A 23,785-nucleotide genomic window follows, 5' to 3' on the forward strand; every position below is an offset into this window, starting at 1 on the left:
CAACGGAACATCTCGAAAAAACTCTCGTTGGTATAGATCGCGATAGAGCGATGCAACTCGATGGAGACACTAAGATGATGAAAATTCTCTCTGCATCCCTACTTGCTATCGGCCTGGCCACATCTGCCATGGCACAATCCATGGGCTCCGGGACCGATAACGACCCCAATACCGGCGTCAACACAGGCACTTCCGGCGGCAACACCGGGACCGGCAGCGCAACTACCCCGAACACGATCGATCCGAACGCAACGAACGCCACCACGCCGCAGACAAACGGTATGGAGGACCGCTGTAAGGATACGGCGAGCAGCGATACCGACAACAATACCCCCAGCGGCGCCATGACGTCGGATATGCAGAACTGCAATAAGTAACGGAGTTTTGCTCAGCCCTCATTTCAGCCCGCTGCCTGGTCCAGACCGGTGCTCGCGGTTCAAACCACAGCCAGAAACATGCACAGACCGGGCAGGGGCTCATTACTTCTGAATGGATCGGCGAGCCCAAGCCGGGCGGCCGATTAACTAGTCTCAGCTAGGTTCTGCGACAGGCGGCGGCCAGCCCGGACGGGCGGGCGGCCGTTCTGCTGATTTTCGCGGAGAGAACTGGTGGAGCCAATCGGAATCGAACCGACGACCTCTTGAATGCCATTCAAGCGCTCTCCCAACTGAGCTATGGCCCCACTCCGGCAGTTCACCGGCGCCGTTTCCGGCGAAGAGATCCGGCGCGGGTTCTAGACCGCGCCGTTAGTGAAGGCGGCTTCTAACCCCGCCTTCAGTCAATATCAAGCCTTCAAGAACCGCTTTTTCTAGGCAGCGCCGCGAAAGCCGGCGAATGCGGTTCGCTCAGACTTCGTCGTCGTCTTCGCCGACGCCGATCATGTCGGCAACGTCGTCGTCTTCTTCCTCCTCGTCGGCGAGGAACGTGTCATCCTCGTCATCGCCAAGGTCAACGTCGTCTTCGTCATCGCCGAGATCGGGAAGCTCGTCGGCCTTCGCGTCCTCGTCCGCCTCTTCGAGCGAGACGACCTCGACGCCCTCTTCCTCCTCGGCGTCCACTTCCTTCTCGGCAACTTCCTCTTCCTCCTCGAGGGCGGCGATCTTGCCTTCCTCGAAATAGGAGCGCGGATAGCTCTTGCCCGTGTAAGGCGAGACGATCGGGTCCTTGTTCAAGTCATAGAATTTTCGACCCGTCTCCGGGTCGATGCGTTTGGTGCCAAGTTCGGGTTTTGCCACAGCAAGCCTCGTCGATGAAAGTTTGGTCCCCTTAACCAGAGTTTACGGCGCTGTCAAAGCGAAAAGCCGGCGTCCCAAAAAGCTTGAATTCGAAGGCCTTCATACCAAGGGGATGACCATTTCGGTACGCCATGATAGGAGACCCCGCAAACCAGCAGAAAATGGCCGGCCGCCGGCGTTTCCAGGAAAGAACCATGTCGCACACTGCCGCCCCGAAGCAGGCCACCGCCCGCAAATCATCTGGCCTTTCAGGCGCGGCACGGGTGCCGGGCGACAAGTCGATCTCGCACCGCTCGTTTATGTTCGGTGGCCTGGCCTCCGGCGAAACCCGCATCACCGGGCTGCTGGAAGGCGAGGATGTGATGCGTACGGGCGCTGCCATGAAGGCCATGGGCGCCCATATCGAGAAGCATGGCACTGAGTGGGTGATCCGCGGTACCGGCAACGGCGCGCTGCTGCAGCCGGAAGGCCCGCTCGATTTCGGCAATGCCGGCACGGGCTCACGCCTCACCATGGGCCTGGTCGGCACCTATGACATGGAAACCACCTTCATCGGCGACGCCTCGCTGTCCGGCCGGCCGATGGGCCGGGTGCTCGAACCGCTCCGCCAGATGGGCGTGCAGGTGCTGAAGGCGACGCCCGGCGACCGCATGCCGATCACGCTGCACGGGCCCAAGCACGCCGCGCCGATCACCTACCGCGTGCCGATGGCATCGGCACAGGTCAAGTCGGCGGTGCTGCTGGCTGGGCTGAACACGCCGGGCATCACCACCGTCATCGAGCCGGTTATGACGCGCGACCACACCGAAAAGATGCTCAAGGGGTTCGGCGCCAATCTGTCGGTCGAGACCGACGAGCGCGGCGTGCGCCACATTTTCATCGAAGGCCAGGGCAAGCTCACGGGACAGACGATCGCGGTGCCTAGCGACCCCTCCTCGGCCGGCTTCCCGCTGGTGGCGGCGCTGATCGTGCCGGGCTCGGACATTACAATCGAAAACGTGCTGATGAACCCGACCCGCACCGGACTTCTGTTGACGCTGCAGGAAATGGGCGCGCGCATCGACATAATCGACCCGCGCAACGAAGGCGGCGAGGATGTTGCCGATCTGCGCGTGCGTTACTCCGAGTTGAAAGGCGTCACCGTGCCGCCCGAACGGGCGCCGACCATGATCGACGAGTATCCGGTGCTTGCCGTGGCGGCCAGCTTCGCCGAGGGCGAAACGCTGATGCTTGGCCTGGAAGAGCTGCGGGTGAAGGAATCCGACCGGCTGTCGGCGGTCGCCAACGGGCTGAAGCTCAACGGCGTCGATTGCAGCGAAGGCGAGGCCTCGCTTGTCGTGCGCGGAAAACCCGGCGGCAAGGGCCTCGGCCAGCATCCCAACGGACAGGGCACTGTCGTCCAGACCCATCTCGACCACCGCATCGCCATGAGCTTCCTGGTGATGGGGCTGGCGACGGAAAAACCGGTAACCATCGACGACCAGGCGATGATCGCAACGAGCTTTCCGGAGTTCATGGGGCTGATGAAGGGGCTGGGTGCGGAGATCGAGTAACTTGATAGCAATCAATAGCCTTGGGGGTTGGGGCCAAACTGGAACGTCGGCGGGACAGCGCCCCCCTTGTAACTTGTTCCTTGCCGACTCTGCTATGAAAGCAGGTGCGGTGGCGGACGGGAGACCGACCCCTCTTTGGGCCTTTGAGCCCGTGACGGAGCAAGGGTCTTCGTCCGCCGTTCCATCGAACCCGAACAGTCGCCTGGGCCGCAAGCGAAGCCCGATTAGGCAAGGATGGGACAGGATGGAAATCATTGTTGGCATCGACGTTTCCAAGGATCGGCTCGACGTGCATGTTTTGCCGTCCGGCGAGGCGTTCTCGGTGGAGAATGACCACGCCGGGGTGGAGGATCTGGTTCGGCGGCTGGCAGCCCTTTCGCCGGCCGTTGTCGGATTGGAGGCGACAGGCAGCTTCGAGAGACTGGCGGTCGCCGCCTTGGCAGGCGCCGGCCTGGCGATTGTCGTGGTCAATCCGGCGCAGGTGCGCGCCTATGCCAATGCACTCGGCAAGCGGGCCAAGACCGACCCGATCGATGCCGCCGTCATTGCCGCTTTCATCGCCGCGACCAGGCCGCAATTGCGGCCATTGCGCGACGCCGAAACCGAGGCCCTGGCCGAGCTCGTCGCCCGCCGGCGTCAGATCGTGCAGATGATCGTAGCGGAGGAGAACCGTGCTCGCACGGTCATCGCGAAACAGGCGCAAAAGAGCATCCACCGGCTGCTCGTCGCGCTTCGGCGTGAGCTGGCGAGCCTCGATGGCGACATTGACGGTCATATCCGCAAGTCTCCAGTCTGGCGGGTCAATGAAAAGCTGCTCTCCTCCGTGCCGGGCGTCGGTCCTGTCGTTGCCCGCAGCCTGATTGCCGAAATGCCGGAACTGGGCAGCCTCGATCGCCGCCAGATCGCCGCGCTCGCCGGCCTTGCGCCATGGACGAGGCAGTCCGGCAAATGGCGCGGCAAGAGCTTCATCGGCGGCGGCAGGAGCCATGTGCGCGCCGTCCTCTTCATGGCCGCCCTCGTCGCCATCAGGCATAACCCCACGCTCAAGGCTTTCCGCGACCGCCTGATCAAGGCCGGCAAGCCGAAGATCGTCGCCGTCGTGGCCACAATGCGCAAGCTTCTCACGATCCTCAACGCAATCGTCCGGGACCAAAAACCATGGCAAACAGCTTGACAGCCAAGACAGTCGCTCTGTCCTGCCGGACATCTCCCCCACAAGGAGGGAGATTGGCAGCTTCGGCGCTCCGCTCAATCCTGCGACGTAGACAATTGGCGAAAGCCGCGATGGCCGCCGATCTCCCCCCAAGTGGGGGAGATGTCCGGCAGGACAGAGGAGGGCGCGAAGGATCGCCACGCCTATCTGGATCATTGCGCTTTTCGATTCCGGTGGGCGGCCAATGACCTCAACTTTCACCATCGCCATCGACGGCCCTGCCGGTGCCGGCAAAGGCACCCTCGCCCGGCGGCTCGCCGACCACTACCGGCTGAACCTGCTCGACACAGGCCTTACCTATCGCGCAGTGGCGCATGCGCTGCTTCGGCTCGGCCTGCCGCTCGACAATGTTTCGGCCGCTGAAACCGCGGCCCGGCAGGTCGATCTGGCAAAGCTCGACCGCGCCATGCTTTCGGCACACGCGGTCGGCGAGGCGGCTTCGAAAGTGGCAGTGATCCCGTCGGTGCGGCGCATCCTGGTCGAGAAACAGCGTGATTTCGCAAGAACACCGCCTGGTGCGGTGCTCGACGGCCGCGACATCGGCACCGTCGTCTGTCCCGATGCCGACGTAAAACTCTATGTCACGGCCAGCGCCGAGGTGCGGGCAAAGCGGCGGCTGGACGAAATCGAGAGCATCGGCGGCACTGCCAATTTCGACGAAATCCTTGCCGACATCGTGCGCCGCGACGAGCGCGACATGGGCCGCATGGACTCGCCCTTGAAGCCGGCGGCCGATGCGCACTTGCTCGACACGTCGGAAATGGCTATAGAAGCCGCGTTTCTGGCAGCTCAGGCGATCATCGACGATGTCCTGGCCAAGAGAAACGAAGCCTGAGCCGGGTTTTCCTGCCGCCGCCGATTGCCGGCGACAAAAAGACTTCCCATATCGGGTATGAACCAGCCTGCTAGCATTCTTCATGCGCCGGAATTGCCGCTCAAGGGCGGCCAAGGGCTTTTTGCCCGGAACGCCGGCAGGCCAACGCAACGCTAACCCACGGCGCCCGCCCCGCGACAGATTGCGGGGCATTCCAGGAGAAACTATGTCAGTTGCAAATCCCACTCGCGATGATTTCGCGAGCCTGCTCGAAGAATCATTTTCCGCCGGCCATTCCGGCGAAGGCCAGGTCGTCAAGGGCATCATCACCGCCATTGAGAAGGACATGGCCATCATCGACGTCGGCCTCAAGGTCGAAGGCCGCGTGCCGCTGAAGGAATTCGGCGTCAAGGGCAAGGACACGACGCTCAAGGTCGGCGACACGGTCGAGGTCTATGTCGAGCGTATCGAGAACGCGCTTGGCGAAGCCATGCTGTCGCGCGAAAAGGCCCGCCGCGAAGAGAGCTGGGTCCGTCTCGAAGAGAAGTTCACCAAGGGCGAACGCGTCGAAGGCGTCATCTTCAACCAGGTCAAGGGCGGCTTCACCGTCGACCTCGACGGTGCCGTGGCCTTCCTGCCGCGCAGCCAGGTCGACATCCGCCCGATCCGCGACGTCTCGCCGCTGATGCACAACCCGCAGCCCTTCGAGATCCTCAAGATGGATCGCCGCCGCGGCAACATCGTGGTGTCGCGCCGCACCGTGCTCGAGGAAAGCCGCGCCGAACAGCGTTCGGAAATCGTGCAGAACCTCGAAGAAGGCCAGGTGGTCGAAGGCGTCGTCAAGAACATCACCGACTATGGTGCGTTCGTCGACCTCGGCGGCATCGACGGCCTTCTGCACGTCACCGACATGGCATGGCGCCGCGTCAACCATCCGACCGAAATCCTCAATATCGGCCAGACGGTCAAGGTGCAGATCATCCGCATCAACCAGGAAACCCACCGCATCTCGCTCGGGATGAAGCAGCTCGAGAGCGATCCGTGGTCCGAGATCGGCACCAAGTTCCCGATCGGCAAGAAGATCAAGGGTACCGTCACCAACATCACCGACTACGGCGCGTTCGTCGAGCTGGAGCCGGGCATCGAAGGCCTCATCCACGTTTCGGAAATGTCGTGGACCAAGAAGAACGTGCATCCCGGCAAGATCCTGTCGACGACGCAGGAAGTCGACGTGGTGGTGCTCGAAGTCGATCCGGCCAAGCGCCGCATCTCGCTCGGCCTCAAGCAGACGCTGGAGAACCCGTGGGAGGCCTTCGCGCGCAGCCACCCGGTCGGCAGCCAGGTTGAGGGCGAGGTCAAGAACAAGACCGAGTTCGGCCTGTTCATCGGCCTCGAAGGCGACGTCGACGGCATGGTCCACCTTTCCGACCTCGACTGGACCCGTCCTGGCGAGCAGGTGATCGAGGAGTACAATCGCGGCGACATGGTCAAGGCGCAGGTGCTCGACGTCGACATCGACAAGGAACGCATCTCGCTCGGCATCAAGCAACTGGCCAAGGATACGGTCGGCGAAGCAGCGACGTCAGGCGAACTGCGCAAGAACGCAGTCGTCACCTGCGAGGTTATCGGCGTGAAGGATGGCGGTCTGGAAGTGCGGCTGGTCGACAGCGGCATCGAGACCTTCATCAAGCGCTCCGACCTCAGCCGTGACCGCGACGAGCAGCGCCCCGAGCGCTTCACCGTCGGCCAGAAAGTCGACGCCCGCGTCATCGCCTTCGACAAGAAGACCCGCAAGCTGCAGGTCTCGATCAAGGCGCTGGAAATCGCCGAAGAGAAGGAAGCGGTCGCCCAATACGGTTCGACCGACTCCGGCGCTTCGCTGGGCGACATCCTGGGTGCCGCGCTGAAGAAGCAGGGCAGCTAAGCCAAGACCGCGCCTCGCGCGGGTTATAAACGAAACAAAAAGCCCCGCCGGAACGATCCGGCGGGGCTTTTGCTTGTGACCTTTGCTTGCGACGGACCTCAGGCTCAGGCCCGGCCGTAGAGTGGCACCAGCGTGCCGCTGATCGCCATGTTGGCCGGCGAGGCAAGGTAGGCAATGGCCTCGGCCGCCGCTTCAAGGCTGACCCATCTGCTGAAATCTGCGTTCGGCATGTCAGCCCGGTTGGCCGGCGTGTCGAGTGTCGAAGGCGCCACGGCGTTGACCAGGATGCCGTTGCCCTTCAGCTCTTCGGCTATCGCCACGGTCATCGCGGCGACTGCCGCCTTGGCGGCGGCATAGGCCACCTTGCCGGAGCCGCGCCGCGGATCGAGCCCGGCTCGCGCGGTGACATTGACGATGCGGCCCGGCACGGAAGATCCCAGCATCGAGCGTATCGCCGCGCGGCAGCACAGAAAGGTGGTGCGGGCATTGGTGTCCATCATCTCGGCGAAGGAGGCGGGTTCGATCTTCTCGACCGGCGCCGCGGTGAAGCCGCCGGCAAGATGCACCGATGCCCATAAATTTGGAACGCTGGCATAGAAGGCGTCGACCTTGGCAGGGTCGGCAAGGTCGACATTGTGCGCCAGCCTGACGCGGTCATGCGCCGGAAAGGGAAAATGCGCAGGCGCGGCAGCGTGGGCATTGGGCACATGGCAGATCGCGCCCTGCTCCAGCAGTTTTCCTACGACCGCGCCGCCAAGGGCACCGGTGCCGCCGGTCACCACGATATGTCTGCCGTCCAGTGTTTCCGTCATATTCGACCGCTCCGTCATTGCGCGCCGCCGATGCGGAAGGTCGCGCCTTTCGCGCGATCACTCAACCGAAATCTCGATGACGTAAGGTCGTCCAGTCGCCCGCGCGCGCCCAAGCGCGTCCGCCAAGCCGCCGGTACCGGAAATCCGCTCGGCGGCAATGCCGTAGGCTTCGGCCAATTTGCAGAAATCCGGCGGTGCCGGGGAGACGCCGACCGGCTCGACGCCGACGTCGAGCATCGAGGTTTCGATCTCGCGGTAGCCACGATTGTTCCAGACTGTGAAGATCACCGGCGCCGCCGCGTCGAGCGCGGCGCCCAGTTCCGGCAGGGTGAACTGGAAGCCGCCGTCGCCGGTGAGGCAAACGACCGGCGCCTCAGGCCTGGCAAGGACGGCACCGATCGCCGCCGGCGGGCCATAGCCGAGCGCGCCGAAGCCGGTGGCGGCGTTGAACCAGCCGCCCGGCCGGTCATGATCGTAATAGAGGTTGGCGGCGTAGACCGGCTGGGTCGAATCGCCGACGATGATCGCGCCAGGCAGCGCATCGCGGATCGTCTCGACGGCGCGCAGTTGCGCCTGCATGGCCGGGCCAATCTCGGCAAAGGCCGCCTGCCGCGTCGCGGCGGCGCGGGCTGAACCATCATCCAATGGCGTCTCGTGCGTGCCGATTTCGGCAAGCAGCGCCTTGAGCGCCGCTCCGCAATCGGCTTGGATCGAAATCCGCGCAGGCCGGCGGGCAAGCTGGTCGGCGCCGATGTCGATGCGGATCAGGTTGGCGGGCAGGACAAAACCGCCGTCGCCATAGCCATCATAGTCGGTCGGACCGAATTCGGTGCCGGCCGCAATGACCAGGTCGGCATCGGCGATCAGCGCACGCACCGCCTTCAGGCTGGGGCTGGCCGGCACGCCAAGTGGATGACGATAGAGCAGGCCGCGCGCATTAGCGGTCTGGACGACCGGCGCTCCCAGCCTCTCGGCCAGGTGCTGCAACGGCGCTTCGGCGGCCTTGGCGCCGCCTCCGGCGAGGATAAGCGGCCGGCGGGCAGACGCGCACAGCCTTGCCGCCTCTGCAATCGCCACCACATCCGGCTCGGGCGGCGCTGAATTCCGCAGCAGCGGCACGATGCCGTTGGCCGGCATGGTCATGACATCGGTCGGGATCTCAATATGCACCGGACCCGGACGCGAGGATGAGAACAGCGCAAAGGCGCGGGCGAGCACGCCGGGCAGTTCGCCGGCCTCGGTGACACGGTGCGAAAACAGCGCCACCTTCTCCATCATGCCGCGCTGGTCCGGCAGTTCATGCAGATGGCCAAGGCCTTTGCCCAGCGTCGGTGTGGCGTTGACGCCCGAGATTACCAGCATCGGCACCGAATCGGCGCGCGCCTGACCCATGGCGGTGATGGTGTTGGTCAGCCCCGGCCCGGTGATGACGAAGGCGATACCCGGCCTGCCGCTGGCGCGCGCATAGCCGTCAGCCATGAAGCCGGCGCCCTGCTCGTGGCGCGGCGTGACGTGACGGATCTTCGATCGCGCAAGCCCGCGATAGAGCTCGACCGTGTGTACGCCGGGAATGCCGAAGACGGTGTCGACGCCGTGCGCTTCGAGCAAGGTGATGAGCGCTTCGCCGATGGTCGTCATTGTCTTAGCACCGGGCGCGTGAGGCAGGTAGGGCCGCCCTCGCAGGCAATGCACAGCGCATCGGCCTCGAATGTCGAGACCGTACAGCCGGCGGCTTGCATGGCAGCCGCCGTCTTCGGAAAACCGGCAACGGCGATAACCTGGCGCGGCGCGGTCGGCAGCACGTTCAGGCTGAGCCCATTCGAGACGAAGAATTCGTCGGCGTCGCCCTCGACCAGCCGAATGCCGCGTTCGCGCAGCATCTGGTGGAAGGCGACCGGCAGGAGGGGCGCATAGACCAGCGCCAGATCGTCTGCGAGCGGGCTGATCACCGACATCAGATGCAGGCAGGCCTCCTCGCCCTGCCAGAGCGGGAGGTCGAAGCCATAGACCTGGATGCCCTTGGGTGAAAGCAGGTTGGAGAGCTGCTGGATGCCGTGCTGATTGGTGCGCACGCCGCGGCCGACGGCCAGCGTGTTTGCATCCACCCACACGCAGTCGCCGCCCTCGACCTGGCCGGGAGCCTCGATACGGCCGAGGATGGGGATGCCCATGCGCCCGTAGGCTGCCTCGTGCAGGCCGGGCTCTCGCCGGCGCAGCGCCTTGCCCATGGCAAGGATGACCGCGCCATGGTCGGTCATCAGCGACGGATCGTGGGTAAAGACCGAATCGGCAAGCCCGTCATCGGAGTCGCTCAGCCATTCGATTTCGGCGCCTGAGACAGAAATCAGCCTGGCCAGTGCATCATGCTGGGCCGCCGCTTTTTGTGGATCGAAGCCGGGGCCATAGTGCCACTCCAGCGCTTCGGCCCGACGCATGGCGCTGGCGGCGGAGCGCATCAGCACGCGCTGCAGCGGCCCGGCCATCGACTGCGACCCGTATGCTTTGCCCACTAAGTTCTCCTGAAACGCGCCCCTCCTGCCAATAGCCACTCGGCAGGCCGTGATCAATGGTCCAAAAACTGCGGTTGACGGAGGCAAGCGGAACGGTCCATCTTGAGAATCGGAACGCTGTCCAGTGACGGGTAATGGGTAAAAAATTCCAGCAAGCACTGCCTCGGCTGCTCCGCGGGGCGCCGCGACGATGACAGCGCCGGCCACCGCCCTGAAGCATACGGCGCAGAACGGCGCTGCCGAAGCCATCCACGTCGAGAACCTGCACAAGAATTTCGGCAAGCTGCATGTATTGAAGGGCGTTTCGCTGTCGGCGCGCGATGGCGAGGTGATCGCCATCATCGGCGGCAGCGGCTCGGGCAAATCGACGCTGCTGCGCTGCATCAACTGCCTGGAGAACCCGACCAGCGGCATCATCCGGGTCAATGGCGAAGAGATAAAGCTGAAGGCCGACAGCTACGGCCACACCGTGCCCGCCGACCGCAAGCAGATCGAACGCATCCGCTCCAAGCTCGGCATGGTCTTCCAGAACTTCAATCTGTGGAGCCACATGACGTTGATCGAGAACGTCATCGAGGTTCCCGTGCATGTGCTCGGCGTCAAGCGCGATGTGGCGATCGGCGAGGCGGAAAAATTGCTCGCCCGCGTCGGCCTGGCCGAAAAACGCGACGTCTATCCCGCCTATCTGTCGGGCGGCCAACAGCAGCGCGCCGCGATTGCCAGGGCGTTGGCCATCAACCCGCGCGTCATGCTGTTCGACGAGCCGACCTCGGCGCTCGATCCGGAGCTGGTCGGCGAGGTGCTGAAGGTGATCGGCGACCTGGCGCGCGAAGGCCGCACTATGGTGCTGGTCACCCATGAGATGAAGTTTGCCCGCGAGGTCGCGACGCATGTCGTCTACCTCCACAACGGGCTGGTCGAGGAAGAAGGGCCGCCGGAACAGATCTTCGGCGCGCCGAAATCCGAAAGGCTGAAGCAGTTCATCCGCAACATCAGTTAAACTCTGGGCGGACGAAAACCGGGAACAACAACAAAACTGGGAGTCATGACGATGAAGATTATTCTCAAGACCTTTGCCGCAGCGCTGCTGCTCGGCGTTGCCGCGATGGGCGTGGCCAAGGCCGATCCGGTCAAGATCGGCGTCGCCGCCGAACCCTATCCGCCCTTCGCCTCGCCGGACGCTTCCGGCAAATGGGTCGGCTGGGAGATCGAATTCATCGATGCCGTCTGCGCCGAGGAGAAGCTCGACTGCGTCATCACCCCCGTCGCCTGGGACGGCATCATTCCGGCGCTGACGACCAAGAAGATCGATCTTATCGCCGCCTCGATGTCGATCACCGCCGAGCGCGAGAAGACGATCGCCTTCTCGGACAAATATTACAACACCCCGACTGCGATCATCGGGCCGAAGGACCAGAAGTTCGGCTCAACACCGGAGGACCTCAAGGGCAAGATCATCGGCGTCCAAGTCTCGACCGTACACGCCGACTACGCCAAGAAGCACTTCGCCGACGCGGCGGAAATCAAGGAATACCAGACCCAGGACGAGGCCAACCAGGATCTTGCCGCCGGCCGGGTCGACGCGGTGCAGGCCGATTCCATTGCCCTCGACGCCTTCCTGAAATCGGACCAGGGCAAGCAATGCTGCGATCTGAAGGGCATGGTCGCGCCGGATCTGGCCATTCTCGGGCCCGGCGTCGGCGCCGGCGTCCGCAAGGAAGACTCCGAGTTGAAGGAAAAGATCAACGCCGGCATCAAGGCCATCCGCGCCAACGGCAAATATGACGAGATTTCGAAGAAGTACTTCGACTTCGACATTTACGGTGCCGACACGCAGTCGAACTGACGGCCTCATCCATGAGCGATTAACCACGCGGCCCCGATAGAGCCGCGTGGTTCGTCGAAATCTATCGACGCGAGCTTCCGCGGGCGGAGATCGCCGGCGGTTTTAGCGCCAGCAATTCGAGGGCGACGCTGATCAACGCATTTGTTCCGGCTTGGGCCGCCTCTGCCATCGCGCTTCTCTCGCCCGTGCCGCCGGGCTGGGGTGGAACGCTCATCGTCGGGCTGCTCCATACGATCGAGATCGCGGTCGGCGCCACCGGTCTCGGCCTTTTGATCGGCATCGGCGGCGCCTCCGGCAAGCTGTATGGTGGTCCGGTGGTGCGCGATCTCCTGGCAGTCTATACGACCGTCGTGCGCGCCGTGCCGGAGCTGGTGCTGATCCTTCTGCTCTATTACGCCGGCACCGACCTGATCAATCAGATGCTGACGGCAATGGGCTATCAGCGCATGGACATTAGCGGGCTGGCGGCCGGCATTGCCGTGCTCGGCTTCGTCCAGGGCGCCTATTCGACCGAGGTGATCCGCGGTGCAATCCTTGCCATTCCGCAGGGCCAGATCGAAGCCGCGCGCGCCTATGGCATGTCTCCCGGCCTGCTGCTGCGGCGCATCACGCTGCCGGCGATGCTGCCGTTCGCCATACCCGGCCTTGCCAATCTCTGGCTGATCGCCACCAAGGACACCGCCCTGCTGGCGGTCGTCGGCTTTTTCGAGCTGACATTGGCGACACGGCAGGCGGCCGGCGTCACCAAAGCCTATCTGACATTCTTTATCGCCGCCGGCGCGATCTACCTTCTGTTGACGCTGGTTTCGAATCTGATCATCGGCCGTATCGAGACATGGGCCCGCCGCGGGATGCCGTCGCTCAAGGAGGCCCGGTGATGGCTGACCCGGCGATGACTGGCGAAGCGGCGGCCGTCGAGATAGCCGCACGCGCTTCGCTGTGGCTGAAGCCGCATCGTATCGTGCTGATCCTGATCGCGCTGGGGCTGGTTTTGGCGGCGGCCGTCTTCATGCGCTGGGACTGGCTGCCTAAATATTACGGGATAGGACTGCTCGGCATCTGGCGCGCGCTGTGGATTCTTGCCGTCACCTGCATACTGGGCTTCCTGCTCGCCGTGCCGCTCGGCCTGGCGCAGGCTGCCGGCCCCGTCTGGTTCGCGGCACCCGCCAAGGTCTTCTGCACCGTCATCAGGGGAACACCGCTGCTGCTGCAGCTCTGGCTGCTCTATTACGGGCTGGGCTCGCTGTTTCCACAATATCCGTGGATTCGCGAGTCCTGGATGTGGCCGTATCTCAGGCAGGCATGGCCCTATGGCGTTCTCGGGCTGACGCTGTCCTTCGCCGGCTATGAGGGCGAGGTGATGCGAGGCGCTTTCGCCGGCGTGCCGAAGGGCCAATTGGAAGCCGCCCGCGCCTTCGGCATGAGCCGCTGGAGGATTTTCCAGCGAATCTGGCTGCCGCAGGCCTTCTACCGCGCGCTGCCGACACTGACGGGCGAAACCGTGCTGCAGCTGAAATCGACGCCGCTGGTGGCGACCATCAGCGTGATCGACATATTCGCCGTCTCTTCAAAGGTGCGTCAGGATACCTACCTCACCTATGAACCCTTGCTGCTCCTCGCGTTGATCTATATGGCGATCACCGGCATCCTCGTCTTCACCCTGGGCAAGATCGAGGCGCGGATTCCGAACAAGGTTGGTTAGGTGAATAGTGAATGGTGAATAGTCAGTAGTGAGTAGCCCGTAGTGTTACCGGCTAAGTCCCACCCACCATTCACTATTCACCATTCACCCATTCCCTCAGATATCCATGGCAATCACAATGCAACTCAGTCTCGACCAGGCGACAGGGCTGTGCCGGATGGCCGCACTTGGCGCCGGCGCCAACGAAGAGGCGGCGCAGTCGCTGGCTGCCTCGATCGTCGCGGCTGAGGCGGAAGGACTGTCGACCGTCGGGCTGTCGCATTTCATCGATTATCTCGAAGCGCTGGAAGCCGGCCGTATCGACGGCAATGCCGATCCGGTGATCACCAGGCCGGCGCTCGCGGTTTATCTCTCCGATGCCCGCGGCGGACTGGCGCATACCGGTTTCGACCGCGCGATCGATGACCTCGCCAAGGCGGCGCGGCTGTTCGGCGTCGCCATCTTTTCGCAGAAGAATGCCTATACGTGCGGCGCCCTCGGCTATTTCACCGGACGGCTGGCCGCGCAGGGATTGGTGTCGTTCGCCGCCACCAACGGCCCGGCCGTGCTTGCCGGCTCGGGCTCGGTCAAGCCGGTCTACTGCACCAACCCGATGTCCTTTGCGGCACCCGCCGCGGACGGGGCGGCGCTGGTCATCGACCAGTCGTCGAGCGCCACCGCCTTCGTCAACATCCGCAAGGCGGCCGAGGACGGTAAGAAGATACCCGAAGGCTGGGCACTGGATGCCAGCGGCAATCCGACCACGGACCCGGCAGCTGCCATGAAGGGCGCCATGCTTGCCTTCGGCGGCCAGCGCGGCGCCAACATCGCGCTGATGGTCGAGGTGCTGGCTGCGGGCCTGTCGGGCGCCAACTGGTCGCTCGATGCGCCATGGTTCAGCGGCGGGCCGGACAGTCCGGGGACCGGCCTGTTCGTGCTTGCCGTCGAGCCCAAGCTGCTCGATCCGGACTTCGAAAAGCGGATGAAGGATCAGCTCGACCGGCTGCGGCGGCGCTATGGCGTGCATGTGCCGGGGCGTGCCCGGGCCGAGGCCGCGGAGAAGGCGGCGGCGCGCGGCATAAGCGCGCCGAAAGCCGTGGTGCAACGCATTTCCGAATTCGCCGCGCGCTATTCGTCCTGAAGAAATTCGTTTGTCCGATGAGCGGCTGACGAGGCCGGCCGATCCGGCAGCGCGAGCCTACTTCCCGCAATGATGATCGTTGATGACGTTCACCGCATTCGCGTCCGGTCCTACCCTGTTGTAGGAGCAGGGTTCGGCGGCCGTCGTGAGCAGGTGGTTGTCATAGTAGCGCGGGCCACCGAACAGAATGTCGATGATGTCGCCGTTGGCAGGAACGTAGCGTTCGGGTTGCGCTTGGTGGTGATGCCGGTTTGCCGCGAATGCCGAGGCACCCATGCTGCAGCCTGTTGCGAAAGCCAGAGCGAAGATCGCAACGCATTTTGTCGTCATCGGCAATATCCTCCATTCGGAATCAAACCATACATCTAAAATCGCCGGCCGGAACAAAGGTTCCTGTCCCGAATGGAGTTACGTCGGCGGGTTTTCTGCCGTTTCGAACGGATACCGGAAATCATGCTTCAACAATGCCGGGCGACCGATGGTCGCCCTTTGCCTTTGGCGCGAAACCGACTATGAAACGGCTTCAATCAAGCCATCTGGATAGCCCGCCGGAGCCAGCCATGACCGAAATCCTTCAGACCCCAAAGCTCGTCGTCGTTTTCGGCGGCTCCGGCTTTGTCGGTCGTCATGTCGTGCGGGCGCTGGCCAAGCGCGGCTACCGCATCCGGGTTGCCTGCCGCCGGCCCGATCTCGCCGGTCATTTGCAACCGCTTGGCAATGTCGGGCAGATCCAGCCGGTGCAGGCCAATGTCCGGGTCCGCTGGTCGGTCGACCGCGCCGTGCAAGGCGCCGACCATGTCGTCAATCTGGTGGCGATCGCGCATGAGGCCGGCCGGCAGAAATTTACTGCCGTCCACGAGTTCGGCGCGCGCGCTATTGCCGAAGCGGCGCGCGCCGTCGGCGCCGGCCTCACCCACATCTCGGCTCTGGGAGCGGACCTCCACGCGCAATCGGACTACGCGCGTACCAAGGCGCTCGGCGAAAAGGCCGTTCTTGAGACGGTCCAAGACGCCGTGATCTTGCGGCCATCGATCAATTTCGGGCCGGAGGACGGTTTCTTCAACCGCTTTGCCAACATGGCCCGCTTTTCCCCAGTGCTGCCGCTGATCGGCGGCGGGCAGACGAAATTCCAGCCGGTCTATGTCGGCGACGTCGCCGAAGCGGTGGCGCACTCGGTCGACGGCAAGGTCCAGGGCGGCCGGATCTATGAACTCGGCGGGCCGCAGGTGCTTACCTTCAAGGAATGCATGCAAGAGCTGCTTGTCATCATCGAACGCAAGCGGTTTTTGCTGCCCGTGCCATGGTGGCTGGCGAACCTCCAGGCATCAATTCTCGGGCTGCTGCCCAATCCGTTGTTGACCAAGGACCAGATCCTGCTGTTGCGCCAGCACAATGTGGTGTCGGAAGCCGCCGTCAAGGACAACAGGACGCTCGCCGGCCTCGGGATCCAGCCACGGTCGATCGGAACCATTCTGCCCAGCTATCTCTGGCGCTACCGCGCCGCCGGCCAGTTCCAACGCAAGTCCGCCGCATAACACGAACGGACGTGCGGTTGCCTACGAGCCGCGCCGGGTGACCTGCATCGGCAGGCCGCCTTGCGGCTGCGTCGTCAGCTTCTGCACCGGCCAGGGGCGGGTTTCCGCGGTGGCGTCGAAACGGTAGCGCGACAGCATGATCGCCAACGCGATGATCGCCTCCTGCATGGCGAAGCTGGCGCCGATGCAGACGCGGGGGCCGGCGCCGAACGGCAAATACTGGAAACGATCGATCTTTTCGCGGTTTCCCGGATGGAAGCGTTCCGGCATGAAAGCGTCGGGCCGGTCCCACAATTTCCGATGGCGGTGGACGACCCACGGCATCACCAGCACCGCGGCACGTCGCGGTATGTAGAGGCCGTTCCAGGTTTCGGGCTCGATCGGTTCGCGGTTGATCGACGGCGCCGGCGGATAGAGCCTGAGCGCCTCGTCGAAGGCGGCGCGGGTGAGCGGCATGGCGTCGAGCCATTTCGTCGGGTCGGGCTCACGCGCCAACACCGCATCGATCTCGTGCTCGATCTTTTCGCGCTCCCACGGCGCTTCGGCAAGGCAGTAGAGCGTCCAGCCGAGCGCCCTGGCCGTAGTCTCGTGGCCGGCACCGATGAAGGTGATGATGTTGTCCTCGACCTCGGCCCGGGTCAGCCCGCCCGGTCCCTCCGCCTTCAACAGCAGCGTGAGAAAATCCTGCGGCACGGTGTCCGGAGCGCGCCTCAGCCGCGCCTCGCGCATCTGCACCGTGTCGGTGACGATCTTGCGGAAGTAGGCCATGGTCTTGCGGCCGCGGATGCGGGTCAGGCGCGGCAGCCAGTCGGGCGCACGCAAAAGGTCGAGCGGATCGACCCGGCCCATGGTCTCGAACAGGCGGTCGATCTCCTTGGCGAAGCTACCGGGCTCGCCCGATATCTCGCCCGAAAACAGTGTCTCGGCCAGGATGTCGAAGGTGAGCAGCGTCATGTCGTGGGCGATGTCCGACGTGCCACCTTGCTCGTAACGGGTGACGAATTCGAGCGTGCGTTTCAGCATCGGCTCGGCGAAGCCGAAGATGTGGCGCGGCGTGAACACCGGCGCCATCGCCTTGCGCGAACGCCGCCACACTTCGCCTTCGGCGGTAAGCAGGCCGTCGCGCAGGATTGGCCGCAATATCTTCTGACGCACCGTCGCCATCTTGTAGTTCTTGGCGTTATCGACGAGCACATGGCGGATGAGGCCGGGATCGTTGGCGATGACTAGCGGCCCGCCGACGCCGGTCACCGAAATCCAGGGCTCGTTATAGGTCGGCTCGCCCCACAGTTCGAGCGGATTGCGGTAGACGATGCGGATCATCTCCAGCGTCGAGGGCGGCGCTGTGCGCGGCTTCGGCGCCGGCGGGACGAAGGGAACGGGCTGACTGTCCATGGCTTGCTCCGCTGACACCTCAATGTAGTGGCGGGCAAGGCAGGCGTCCATGTGACCGGACGACAAGGCGAAGCATCCGCTCTCTGGAATGTGACCGGGGCACCGGAAAGTGCCTGCTTGCTGTGTCCGGCTGCGTGTCTTAGGTGGCAGCACCACAGATGCCACTAACCGGCGGGAGCCTGCCTTGAAGCACCAGTTGAACGTCATCATCGGCAGCACGCGGCCGGGCCGCGCCGGGCCGGTTTTCGCAAATTGGCTGGAGAGCTTTGCGCGCGAGCACGGCAAATTCGAGCCGGTGCTCACCGACATCGCGGCCTTCAACCTGCCGGTGCTGGACGAGCCGCATCATCCGAGACTGGGCAAATACGAAAACAGCCACACGAAAGCCTGGTCGAAGGCAATCGACGCCGCCGACGCATTCGTCTTCGTGGCGCCGGAATACAATTATTTCGCCGCCCCCGCGATCGTCAACGCGGTCGACTACCTGCTCAGGGAATGGCGATACAAGCCGGCCGCCATCCTCAGCTACGGCGGTGTCTCCGGCGGCCTGCGGGCGGCGCAGGCGGTCAAACCGTTGCTGACCGCCGTCGGTGTCATGCCGATTCCGGAAGGCGTGGCGCTGCCGATGTACCAGAAGCTGCTCGACGAGACCGGCGCCTTCCTGCCCAGCGAGCAGGTGCTCGGCGGGGCCAGGACCATGCTGGACGAGCTGTTCCGCTGGAGCGAAGCGCTGAAGCCGATGCGGGTTGGCTGACAACGCGAACGGCCCGGCTTGCCGATGCCGTAACTTGCTCATGCCATAAAGAGATGGAATGCTCCGGCAAATGACCGGGCCGGGGCGGTTCGATTTGCGTTTTCTGTTTGCCTTGCTGCTGATCCTCTCGACGGCCTCCGCTGCAATGGCGGAGCGGCGCGCTGCGCTGGTCATCGCCGAGAACGACTACCGGCTGATCCGGCCGCTCGCCAATCCCGTCAATGACGGCGAGATCATGGAAACGGTGCTGAGGAAGCTCGGTTTCGAGGTCTTCCTCGAAACCAACCGTGACCTGCGGCGCATGCGCCGGGCGCTTGACGATTTCCGCGAGGATGCCAAAGGCGCCGACGTGGCGCTGGTGTTCTTCTCCGGCCACGGCGTCGAGATAGCCGGCGAGAATCGGCTCCTGCCGGTCGATGCAGACGCGTCGTCGCTCGCTACGCTGGAAAGGACCAGCCTGCCGCTGGAGGAGATCCGCGCGACCGTCGCCGCCACCAGCAAGGTCGGACTGATCGTGCTCGATGCCTGCCGCAGCGATCCGTTTGCGGCTACGGGCGGCGAAGGCCGCGGCGCAACGGCGCTGGTAAAAGAGGTCAGCGACAAGGTCCGGCCGGGTCTTGGCCGCATCGGGCGGGCAGAAAACATCCTGTTTGCCTTCTCGGCGGCGCCCGGCGAGACCGCCGCGGATGGGACGGACCAGAATTCGCCGTTTACCGCGGCGCTGACGAAATACCTCGGCACCGAAGGTCTCGAGATCCGCTCCGTGCTGACGCTCGTGCAGCAGGAGGTTTACGACCTCTCGCGCGGCAAGCAATTGCCCTATGTCGAGAGCGGCCTGCCGCAGCTGTTCTTTGCCGCCTCGGCCAAGGAGAAATTGCCGGAACGCGAACGCCTGTTGCTGGCCATGGCCGAGGTGACGCCCGCGATGCGCGGCGAAGTGGAGAAGATCGCCAGCGACGCCGACATGCCGCTGGCACCGCTCTATGGCGCGTTGATCAGTTCCGATGCCGGCCACCTCTCCGCGGACAGTCTGAACGCCAGGCTGCGTGAGGCAGCCGACGCCTTCGTCAAGGTGCGGAGCGAAATGCAGACGCTTGGATCCGACGATCTCAGAGTGTCGGCGTTGCGCCGGCAGGCCGAAGAGCAGCTTTCGCTGGGAGCGTTCGATGCGGCGCGGAAAAAGCTCGCCGAGGCAGCCGAGATCGACAGTGTCTCTCGCAACGCTTTGAAGGCCAATTTCGTCAGCCGCACGCTCTCCGAGGCCGCAACGCGCTATTTGTCCGGCGGGGCCGCGCGCGCCGACCTCGACTACGCCACAGCCATCAGGGACTATGAGTCCGTGCTGGCGCTTTATGGCGAAGCCGGACAGGTGGTGCTGTCGCTCGACGACGCCGACCGCTTGATCCGCACGCTGGACGAGCTCGGCAAGCTCTATACCACGGTCGGCAATATCGATGCGGCTGGCCGTGCCTTCGAGGCGCTGCAAGCCGATCTCGAGCGGCGGTCGCATCATGAAACCGATCCCAACGTGAAGCGCGACTTCGCCGTCAGCCACGTCAAGCTGGGCAACGTGCGGATGGCGCAAGGCAATCTGCCGTCAGCGCTGCAGAATTATGAGACCGCCAAGACCATTCTGCAGGGCCTGACCGAGGCAGAACCGGACAATCTGGAGTGGTTCGGCGACCTCGCCATGGCCGACGACAAGATCGGCAACGTATTGGCGACGCAAGGCGATCTGGCCGGCGCCGCAGAGGTCTACCAGGAAAGCCTGTCGATCAAGAAGCAGCTCGCCGCCGGAGAGCCCGACCGTGCCGAACTGCAGCGCGACCTGACCATCACCTACGATGAGATCGGTCACCTTGCCCATATCGCAGGCCAACTGGACAACGCACAGGCGGCCTATGAAGAGAGCCTGAAGGTGCGGCTGGCGCTGGCGGCGGCCAACCCGGGAGACGCCGACCGGCAGCGTGACGTCTCGGTCAGCCACGATACGATAGGCGACCTGCTGCGCGAACGCGGCGACGCCGCCGGGGCGCTGGCGGCCTACAAGGAAGGTCTGGCGATCGTCAAGCAACTGGCGAAACGCGATCCGGACGACACCGAGTTGAAGCGCGACCTGTCGGTCGGCAACGCCAAGATCGGCAATGCGCTGAGCGACCAGCAGAATTGGCCGGCGGCACTTTCGGCTTATCGTGAGGCACTTTCGCAGGCCAGCGCGCTCGCCGCCGGCGACCCGAACAACACCGAATGGCAGCGCGACCTGTCCGTGTGCATCGAGAAAGTCGCCGGCGTCCTGGCGATACAGGGCGACCACAAAGGCGCGCTGAAAGCCTATCTGGACAGCTACGCGATTGCGCAGAGGCTGGCCAAGCTCGATCCCGCCAATTCCGACTGGCAGCGGGACTTGTCGATAACGCTGTCCGAAGTCGCCACGCTGCGCCTCAGGCAGCGCGACGTCAGGGGCGCCCGGCAAGCCCTTCAGGACAGCCTGGCCATTCGCGAGAAACTTGCCCGGTCCGATCCGGACAACGCCACCTGGCAGCGCGACCTGGTGGTCGCCTATATCGACTACGCCCAAGTCGCAAAGGACCCGAAGGCTGTGCTTTCCAAGGCGCTCGACATGACGCTCGAGCTCGACCGGAGCGGGCGGTTGGCACCGCGCCACAAGTTCATGATCAAGTTTTTACGTGAGCGGCTGGCCAGGATCGAAGCCAGGCGCCGGTAGCCGGCTCACGCGATGGTCATTCCGTTCCGAAATGCCTGCAAACCTTGGAAAAACCGCCTTTTGCGCCTATATCTACGACATTAGAAATGCGCGATTCGAAGCCGATTTTTCGCGCTCTGCACACGGCATCAATCAGACAGGTTTTCATGAGCGACCAGACCGACATCGCCAACGGCGTTGAAGCCGAATACGGCGCCGATTCCATCAAGGTTTTGAAGGGCTTGGATGCCGTTCGCAAGCGGCCCGGCATGTATATCGGCGATACCGACGACGGCTCGGGCCTGCACCACATGGTCTATGAAGTCGTCGACAACGCCATCGACGAAGCACTGGCCGGCCATGCCGACCTGGTGACGGTGACGCTCAATCCGGACGGATCGGTGACGGTCATCGACAATGGCCGCGGCATTCCGACCGATATCCACACCGGCGAAGGCATTTCAGCGGCCGAAGTGATCATGACGCAGCTGCATGCCGGCGGCAAGTTCGACCAGAACTCCTACAAGGTCTCAGGCGGCCTGCACGGCGTCGGCGTGTCAGTCGTCAACGCCCTGTCGGCCTGGCTGAAACTGAAGATCCGCCGCAACGGCCAGATCTACGAGATGAGCTTCACGCATGGCAATGCCGACGCGCCGCTGCGCATCACCGGCAGTTATGAACAAGACAAGGTCCCCGGCACCTATGAAGGCCGCAGCGGCAGCGAAATCACGTTTTTGCCGTCGTCCGAGACCTTCACCATGGTCGAATTCGACTACGGTACGCTGGAGCATCGGCTGCGCGAACTCGCCTTCCTGAATTCCGGCGTGCGCATCGTTTTGACCGATGCCCGCCATGCCGACATCATGCGCCATGAACTGCATTACGATGGCGGGCTGGAAGAGTTCGTCCGATATCTCGACCGGACGAAGAAGCCGTTGCTCGACAAGCCGATCTCGATCCGCGCCGAGCGCGACGGCATCACGGTCGAAGTCGCCATGTGGTGGAACGACAGCTACCACGAGAACGTGCTGGCCTTCACCAATAATATCCCGCAACGCGACGGCGGCACGCATCTGGCAGGCTTTCGCGGTGCGCTGACACGCCAGATAACCGGCTATGGCGACTCTTCGGGCCTGACCAAGAAGGAAAAGGTGGCGCTGATCGGCGACGATTGCCGTGAAGGGCTGACGGCGGTGCTGTCGGTCAAGGTTCCCGACCCGAAATTCTCCTCGCAGACCAAGGACAAGCTGGTGTCGTCCGAGGTCCGCCCGGTGGTCGAAGGGCTTGTCAACGAAGCGCTCGGCACCTGGCTCGAGGAGCACCCGACCGAGGGCAAGGCGGTCATCGAGAAGGTCATCCAGGCCGCTGCCGCGCGCGAAGCCGCGCGCAAGGCACGCGACATCACCCGCAAGAGTTCGCTCGGCGTTACCTCGCTGCCCGGCAAGCTGGCCGATTGCCAGGAGCGCGATCCGGCGAAATCCGAGATCTTTATCGTCGAGGGCGACAGCGCCGGCGGCTCGGCCAAGGGCGGCCGCTCGCGCCAGAACCAGGCCATTCTTCCGCTGCGCGGCAAGATCCTCAATGTCGAGCGCGCCCGCTTCGACCGCATGCTCGGCTCCGACATGATCGGCACGCTGATCACCGCGCTCGGCACCTCGATCGGCAAGGACGAGTTCAACGCCGACAAGCTGCGCTACCACAAGATCATCCTGATGACCGACGCCGATGTCGACGGCGCCCACATCCGCACCTTGCTGCTGACCTTCTTCTTCCGCCAGATGCCGGAACTGATCGAACGCGGTCATCTCTACATCGCGCAGCCGCCGCTCTACAAGGTGACGCGCGGGAAGAGCTCGCAATACATCAAGGACGAAGCCGCCTTCGAGGAATTCCTGATCGGCTCCGGGCTGGAAGAAGCGTCGCTTGCGCTCAGCACAGGCGAGGTGCGGGCCGGGCAGGACCTGCGCAGTGCCATCGACGACGCCTTGGCTGTCCGCCAGCTCATCAACGGATTGCACACGCGCTATAACAGAGGCGTGGTCGAGCAGGCAGCGATTGCCGGCGCGCTCAACCCGGAGATCTTCACCGACCTCCGCCGCGCCAATGAGACGGCCGAGCGTGTTGCCCGCCGTCTCGACATTATCGCCGAGGATACCGAGCGCGGCTGGATCGGCCGCATGTCGACCTCGAACGAGGGCATCGGCGGCTATGTCTTCGAGCGAACGGTGCGCAGCGTCAAGGAGTTCGCGCATCTCGACCTGGCGCTGATCAATTCCGCCGACGCACGCCAGCTCGACCGCTATGCGCCGCGCCTGGCGGAAATCTATGGCGAGCCGCCGGTGCTGCGCCGCAAGGATGTCTCGGAAACCATTTCGGGGCCACTGGCACTGCTCAATGCCGTGTTTGCCACCGGCCGCAAGGGCCTGACCATGCAGCGCTACAAGGGCCTTGGCGAAATGAACGCCGAGCAGCTCTGGGAAACGACGCTTGACCCGAATGTGCGCTCGCTCTTACAGGTCAAGGTCAATGACGCAACGGATGCGGACAGCTTGTTTTCGCGGCTGATGGGCGACGAGGTCGAGCCAAGGCGCGAATTCATCCAGGAAAACGCGCTGTCGGTCGCCAATCTGGACATCTGAGCCAAGGCCGAGATGCCCAGCCGCTAGGC

Annotated in this window: 21 protein-coding genes and 1 tRNA gene; 15 read left to right on the top strand and 7 right to left on the bottom strand. The window is 63.9% G+C overall.

All coding sequences use genetic code 11. From position 1 onward, the window contains the following. Positions 1 to 74 precede the first annotated feature (74 nt). Positions 75 to 377, top strand: coding sequence for a hypothetical protein (locus NKI58_RS03465; RefSeq protein WP_352782171.1), 303 nt, complete (start codon positions 75 to 77; stop codon positions 375 to 377). Positions 378 to 606: 229 nt separating this feature from the next. On the opposite strand, the gene NKI58_RS03470 is transcribed toward NKI58_RS03465, so the two are convergent. Both NKI58_RS03470 and NKI58_RS03475 read right to left on the bottom strand, forming a co-directional pair. Further along, positions 607 to 682, bottom strand: a tRNA-Ala gene (locus NKI58_RS03470). A 163-nt stretch (positions 683 to 845) separates the two neighbouring features. Then, positions 846 to 1,235 carry a TIGR02300 family protein gene (locus NKI58_RS03475; RefSeq protein WP_023676282.1) on the bottom strand — a complete coding sequence of 130 codons (390 nt, stop codon included), beginning with the start codon at positions 1,233 to 1,235 and terminating at the stop codon, positions 846 to 848. Positions 1,236 to 1,429: 194 nt separating this feature from the next. Here NKI58_RS03475 and aroA point away from each other — a divergent pair, with 194 nt between their 5' ends. From aroA to rpsA, 4 genes are all read left to right on the top strand, one after another. Further along, complete coding sequence (gene aroA, locus NKI58_RS03480) at positions 1,430 to 2,788, top strand: 3-phosphoshikimate 1-carboxyvinyltransferase (protein WP_352701624.1); 1,359 nt, start codon at positions 1,430 to 1,432, stop codon at positions 2,786 to 2,788. Between the two features lie 244 nt (positions 2,789 to 3,032). Then, positions 3,033 to 3,962: an IS110 family RNA-guided transposase gene (locus tag NKI58_RS03485; protein WP_352782173.1), complete on the top strand. Its 930-nt coding sequence runs from the start codon at positions 3,033 to 3,035 to the stop codon at positions 3,960 to 3,962. A gap of 223 nt (positions 3,963 to 4,185) precedes the next feature. Further along, a complete protein-coding gene (gene cmk, locus NKI58_RS03490; RefSeq protein ID WP_352701628.1) occupies positions 4,186 to 4,836 on the top strand; it encodes a (d)CMP kinase in 651 nt (216 codons plus the stop codon). Between the two features lie 205 nt (positions 4,837 to 5,041). Next, positions 5,042 to 6,739, top strand: a complete 1,698-nt coding sequence (rpsA, locus tag NKI58_RS03495) for a 30S ribosomal protein S1 (RefSeq protein WP_023676278.1) — start codon at positions 5,042 to 5,044, stop codon at positions 6,737 to 6,739. Positions 6,740 to 6,843: 104 nt separating this feature from the next. Here the strand turns inward: rpsA and NKI58_RS03500 are convergent, their stop codons facing one another. The 3 genes from NKI58_RS03500 to NKI58_RS03510 are packed head-to-tail and all read right to left on the bottom strand — an operon-like array spanning position 6,844 to position 10,034. Beyond that, complete coding sequence (locus NKI58_RS03500) at positions 6,844 to 7,551, bottom strand: SDR family NAD(P)-dependent oxidoreductase (protein WP_352701630.1); 708 nt, start codon at positions 7,549 to 7,551, stop codon at positions 6,844 to 6,846. A gap of 57 nt (positions 7,552 to 7,608) precedes the next feature. Continuing rightward, complete coding sequence (locus NKI58_RS03505) at positions 7,609 to 9,189, bottom strand: 5-guanidino-2-oxopentanoate decarboxylase (RefSeq protein WP_352701632.1); 1,581 nt, start codon at positions 9,187 to 9,189, stop codon at positions 7,609 to 7,611. Beyond that, on the bottom strand, positions 9,186 to 10,034 hold the full coding sequence (locus tag NKI58_RS03510; protein WP_352782278.1) for a dimethylarginine dimethylaminohydrolase family protein: 849 nt from the start codon (positions 10,032 to 10,034) through the stop codon (positions 9,186 to 9,188). The genes NKI58_RS03505 and NKI58_RS03510 overlap by 4 nt, the downstream gene beginning before the upstream one ends. Before the next feature lie 217 nt (positions 10,035 to 10,251). Here NKI58_RS03510 and NKI58_RS03515 point away from each other — a divergent pair, with 217 nt between their 5' ends. The 5 genes from NKI58_RS03515 to NKI58_RS03535 all read left to right on the top strand — a co-directional run bounded on the left by NKI58_RS03515 (position 10,252) and on the right by NKI58_RS03535 (position 14,729). After that, on the top strand, positions 10,252 to 11,061 hold the full coding sequence (locus NKI58_RS03515; protein WP_023676274.1) for an ABC transporter ATP-binding protein: 810 nt from the start codon (positions 10,252 to 10,254) through the stop codon (positions 11,059 to 11,061). Positions 11,062 to 11,112: 51 nt separating this feature from the next. Then, positions 11,113 to 11,907, top strand: coding sequence for a transporter substrate-binding domain-containing protein (locus NKI58_RS03520; protein ID WP_352568373.1), 795 nt, complete (start codon positions 11,113 to 11,115; stop codon positions 11,905 to 11,907). Positions 11,908 to 12,119: 212 nt separating this feature from the next. Beyond that, positions 12,120 to 12,785 (top strand): ABC transporter permease, encoded by a 666-nt coding sequence (locus NKI58_RS03525; protein ID WP_352578586.1) that lies wholly within the window; start codon positions 12,120 to 12,122, stop codon positions 12,783 to 12,785. Then, positions 12,785 to 13,609, top strand: a complete 825-nt coding sequence (locus NKI58_RS03530) for an ABC transporter permease (RefSeq protein ID WP_502896999.1) — start codon at positions 12,785 to 12,787, stop codon at positions 13,607 to 13,609. The genes NKI58_RS03525 and NKI58_RS03530 overlap by 1 nt, the downstream gene beginning before the upstream one ends. Before the next feature lie 118 nt (positions 13,610 to 13,727). Further along, on the top strand, positions 13,728 to 14,729 hold the full coding sequence (locus tag NKI58_RS03535; protein ID WP_352614392.1) for an Ldh family oxidoreductase: 1,002 nt from the start codon (positions 13,728 to 13,730) through the stop codon (positions 14,727 to 14,729). 57 nt (positions 14,730 to 14,786) lie between these two features. On the opposite strand, the gene NKI58_RS03540 is transcribed toward NKI58_RS03535, so the two are convergent. After that, positions 14,787 to 15,005, bottom strand: coding sequence for a hypothetical protein (locus tag NKI58_RS03540; protein WP_502896997.1), 219 nt, complete (start codon positions 15,003 to 15,005; stop codon positions 14,787 to 14,789). On the opposite strand from NKI58_RS03540, the gene NKI58_RS03545 reads away from it, so the two are divergent. After that, positions 15,004 to 15,273 (top strand): hypothetical protein, encoded by a 270-nt coding sequence (locus tag NKI58_RS03545; protein WP_352782289.1) that lies wholly within the window; start codon positions 15,004 to 15,006, stop codon positions 15,271 to 15,273. The two genes, NKI58_RS03540 and NKI58_RS03545, sit on opposite strands and share 2 nt — an antisense overlap. 16 nt (positions 15,274 to 15,289) lie before the next feature. Then, entirely contained in the window at positions 15,290 to 16,264 is a 975-nt protein-coding gene (locus NKI58_RS03550) for a complex I NDUFA9 subunit family protein (RefSeq protein WP_352782179.1), read from the top strand. 21 nt (positions 16,265 to 16,285) lie between these two features. Here NKI58_RS03550 and NKI58_RS03555 read toward each other — a convergent pair whose 3' ends face one another. Continuing rightward, positions 16,286 to 17,659: a cytochrome P450 gene (locus NKI58_RS03555; RefSeq protein WP_352634954.1), complete on the bottom strand. Its 1,374-nt coding sequence runs from the start codon at positions 17,657 to 17,659 to the stop codon at positions 16,286 to 16,288. A 184-nt stretch (positions 17,660 to 17,843) separates the two neighbouring features. Here NKI58_RS03555 and NKI58_RS03560 point away from each other — a divergent pair, with 184 nt between their 5' ends. The 3 genes from NKI58_RS03560 to gyrB all read left to right on the top strand — a co-directional run bounded on the left by NKI58_RS03560 (position 17,844) and on the right by gyrB (position 23,756). Next, positions 17,844 to 18,413 (top strand): NADPH-dependent FMN reductase, encoded by a 570-nt coding sequence (locus NKI58_RS03560; protein WP_352782181.1) that lies wholly within the window; start codon positions 17,844 to 17,846, stop codon positions 18,411 to 18,413. A 58-nt stretch (positions 18,414 to 18,471) separates the two neighbouring features. Further along, entirely contained in the window at positions 18,472 to 21,138 is a 2,667-nt protein-coding gene (locus NKI58_RS03565; protein WP_352783887.1) for a caspase family protein, read from the top strand. Between the two features lie 146 nt (positions 21,139 to 21,284). Next, on the top strand, positions 21,285 to 23,756 hold the full coding sequence (gene gyrB, locus NKI58_RS03570; RefSeq protein WP_352578576.1) for a DNA topoisomerase (ATP-hydrolyzing) subunit B: 2,472 nt from the start codon (positions 21,285 to 21,287) through the stop codon (positions 23,754 to 23,756). Positions 23,757 to 23,785 lie beyond the last annotated feature (29 nt).

This window comes from Mesorhizobium sp. M0522, assembly GCF_040321085.1.
Classification (GTDB): Bacteria; Pseudomonadota; Alphaproteobacteria; order Rhizobiales; family Rhizobiaceae; genus Mesorhizobium.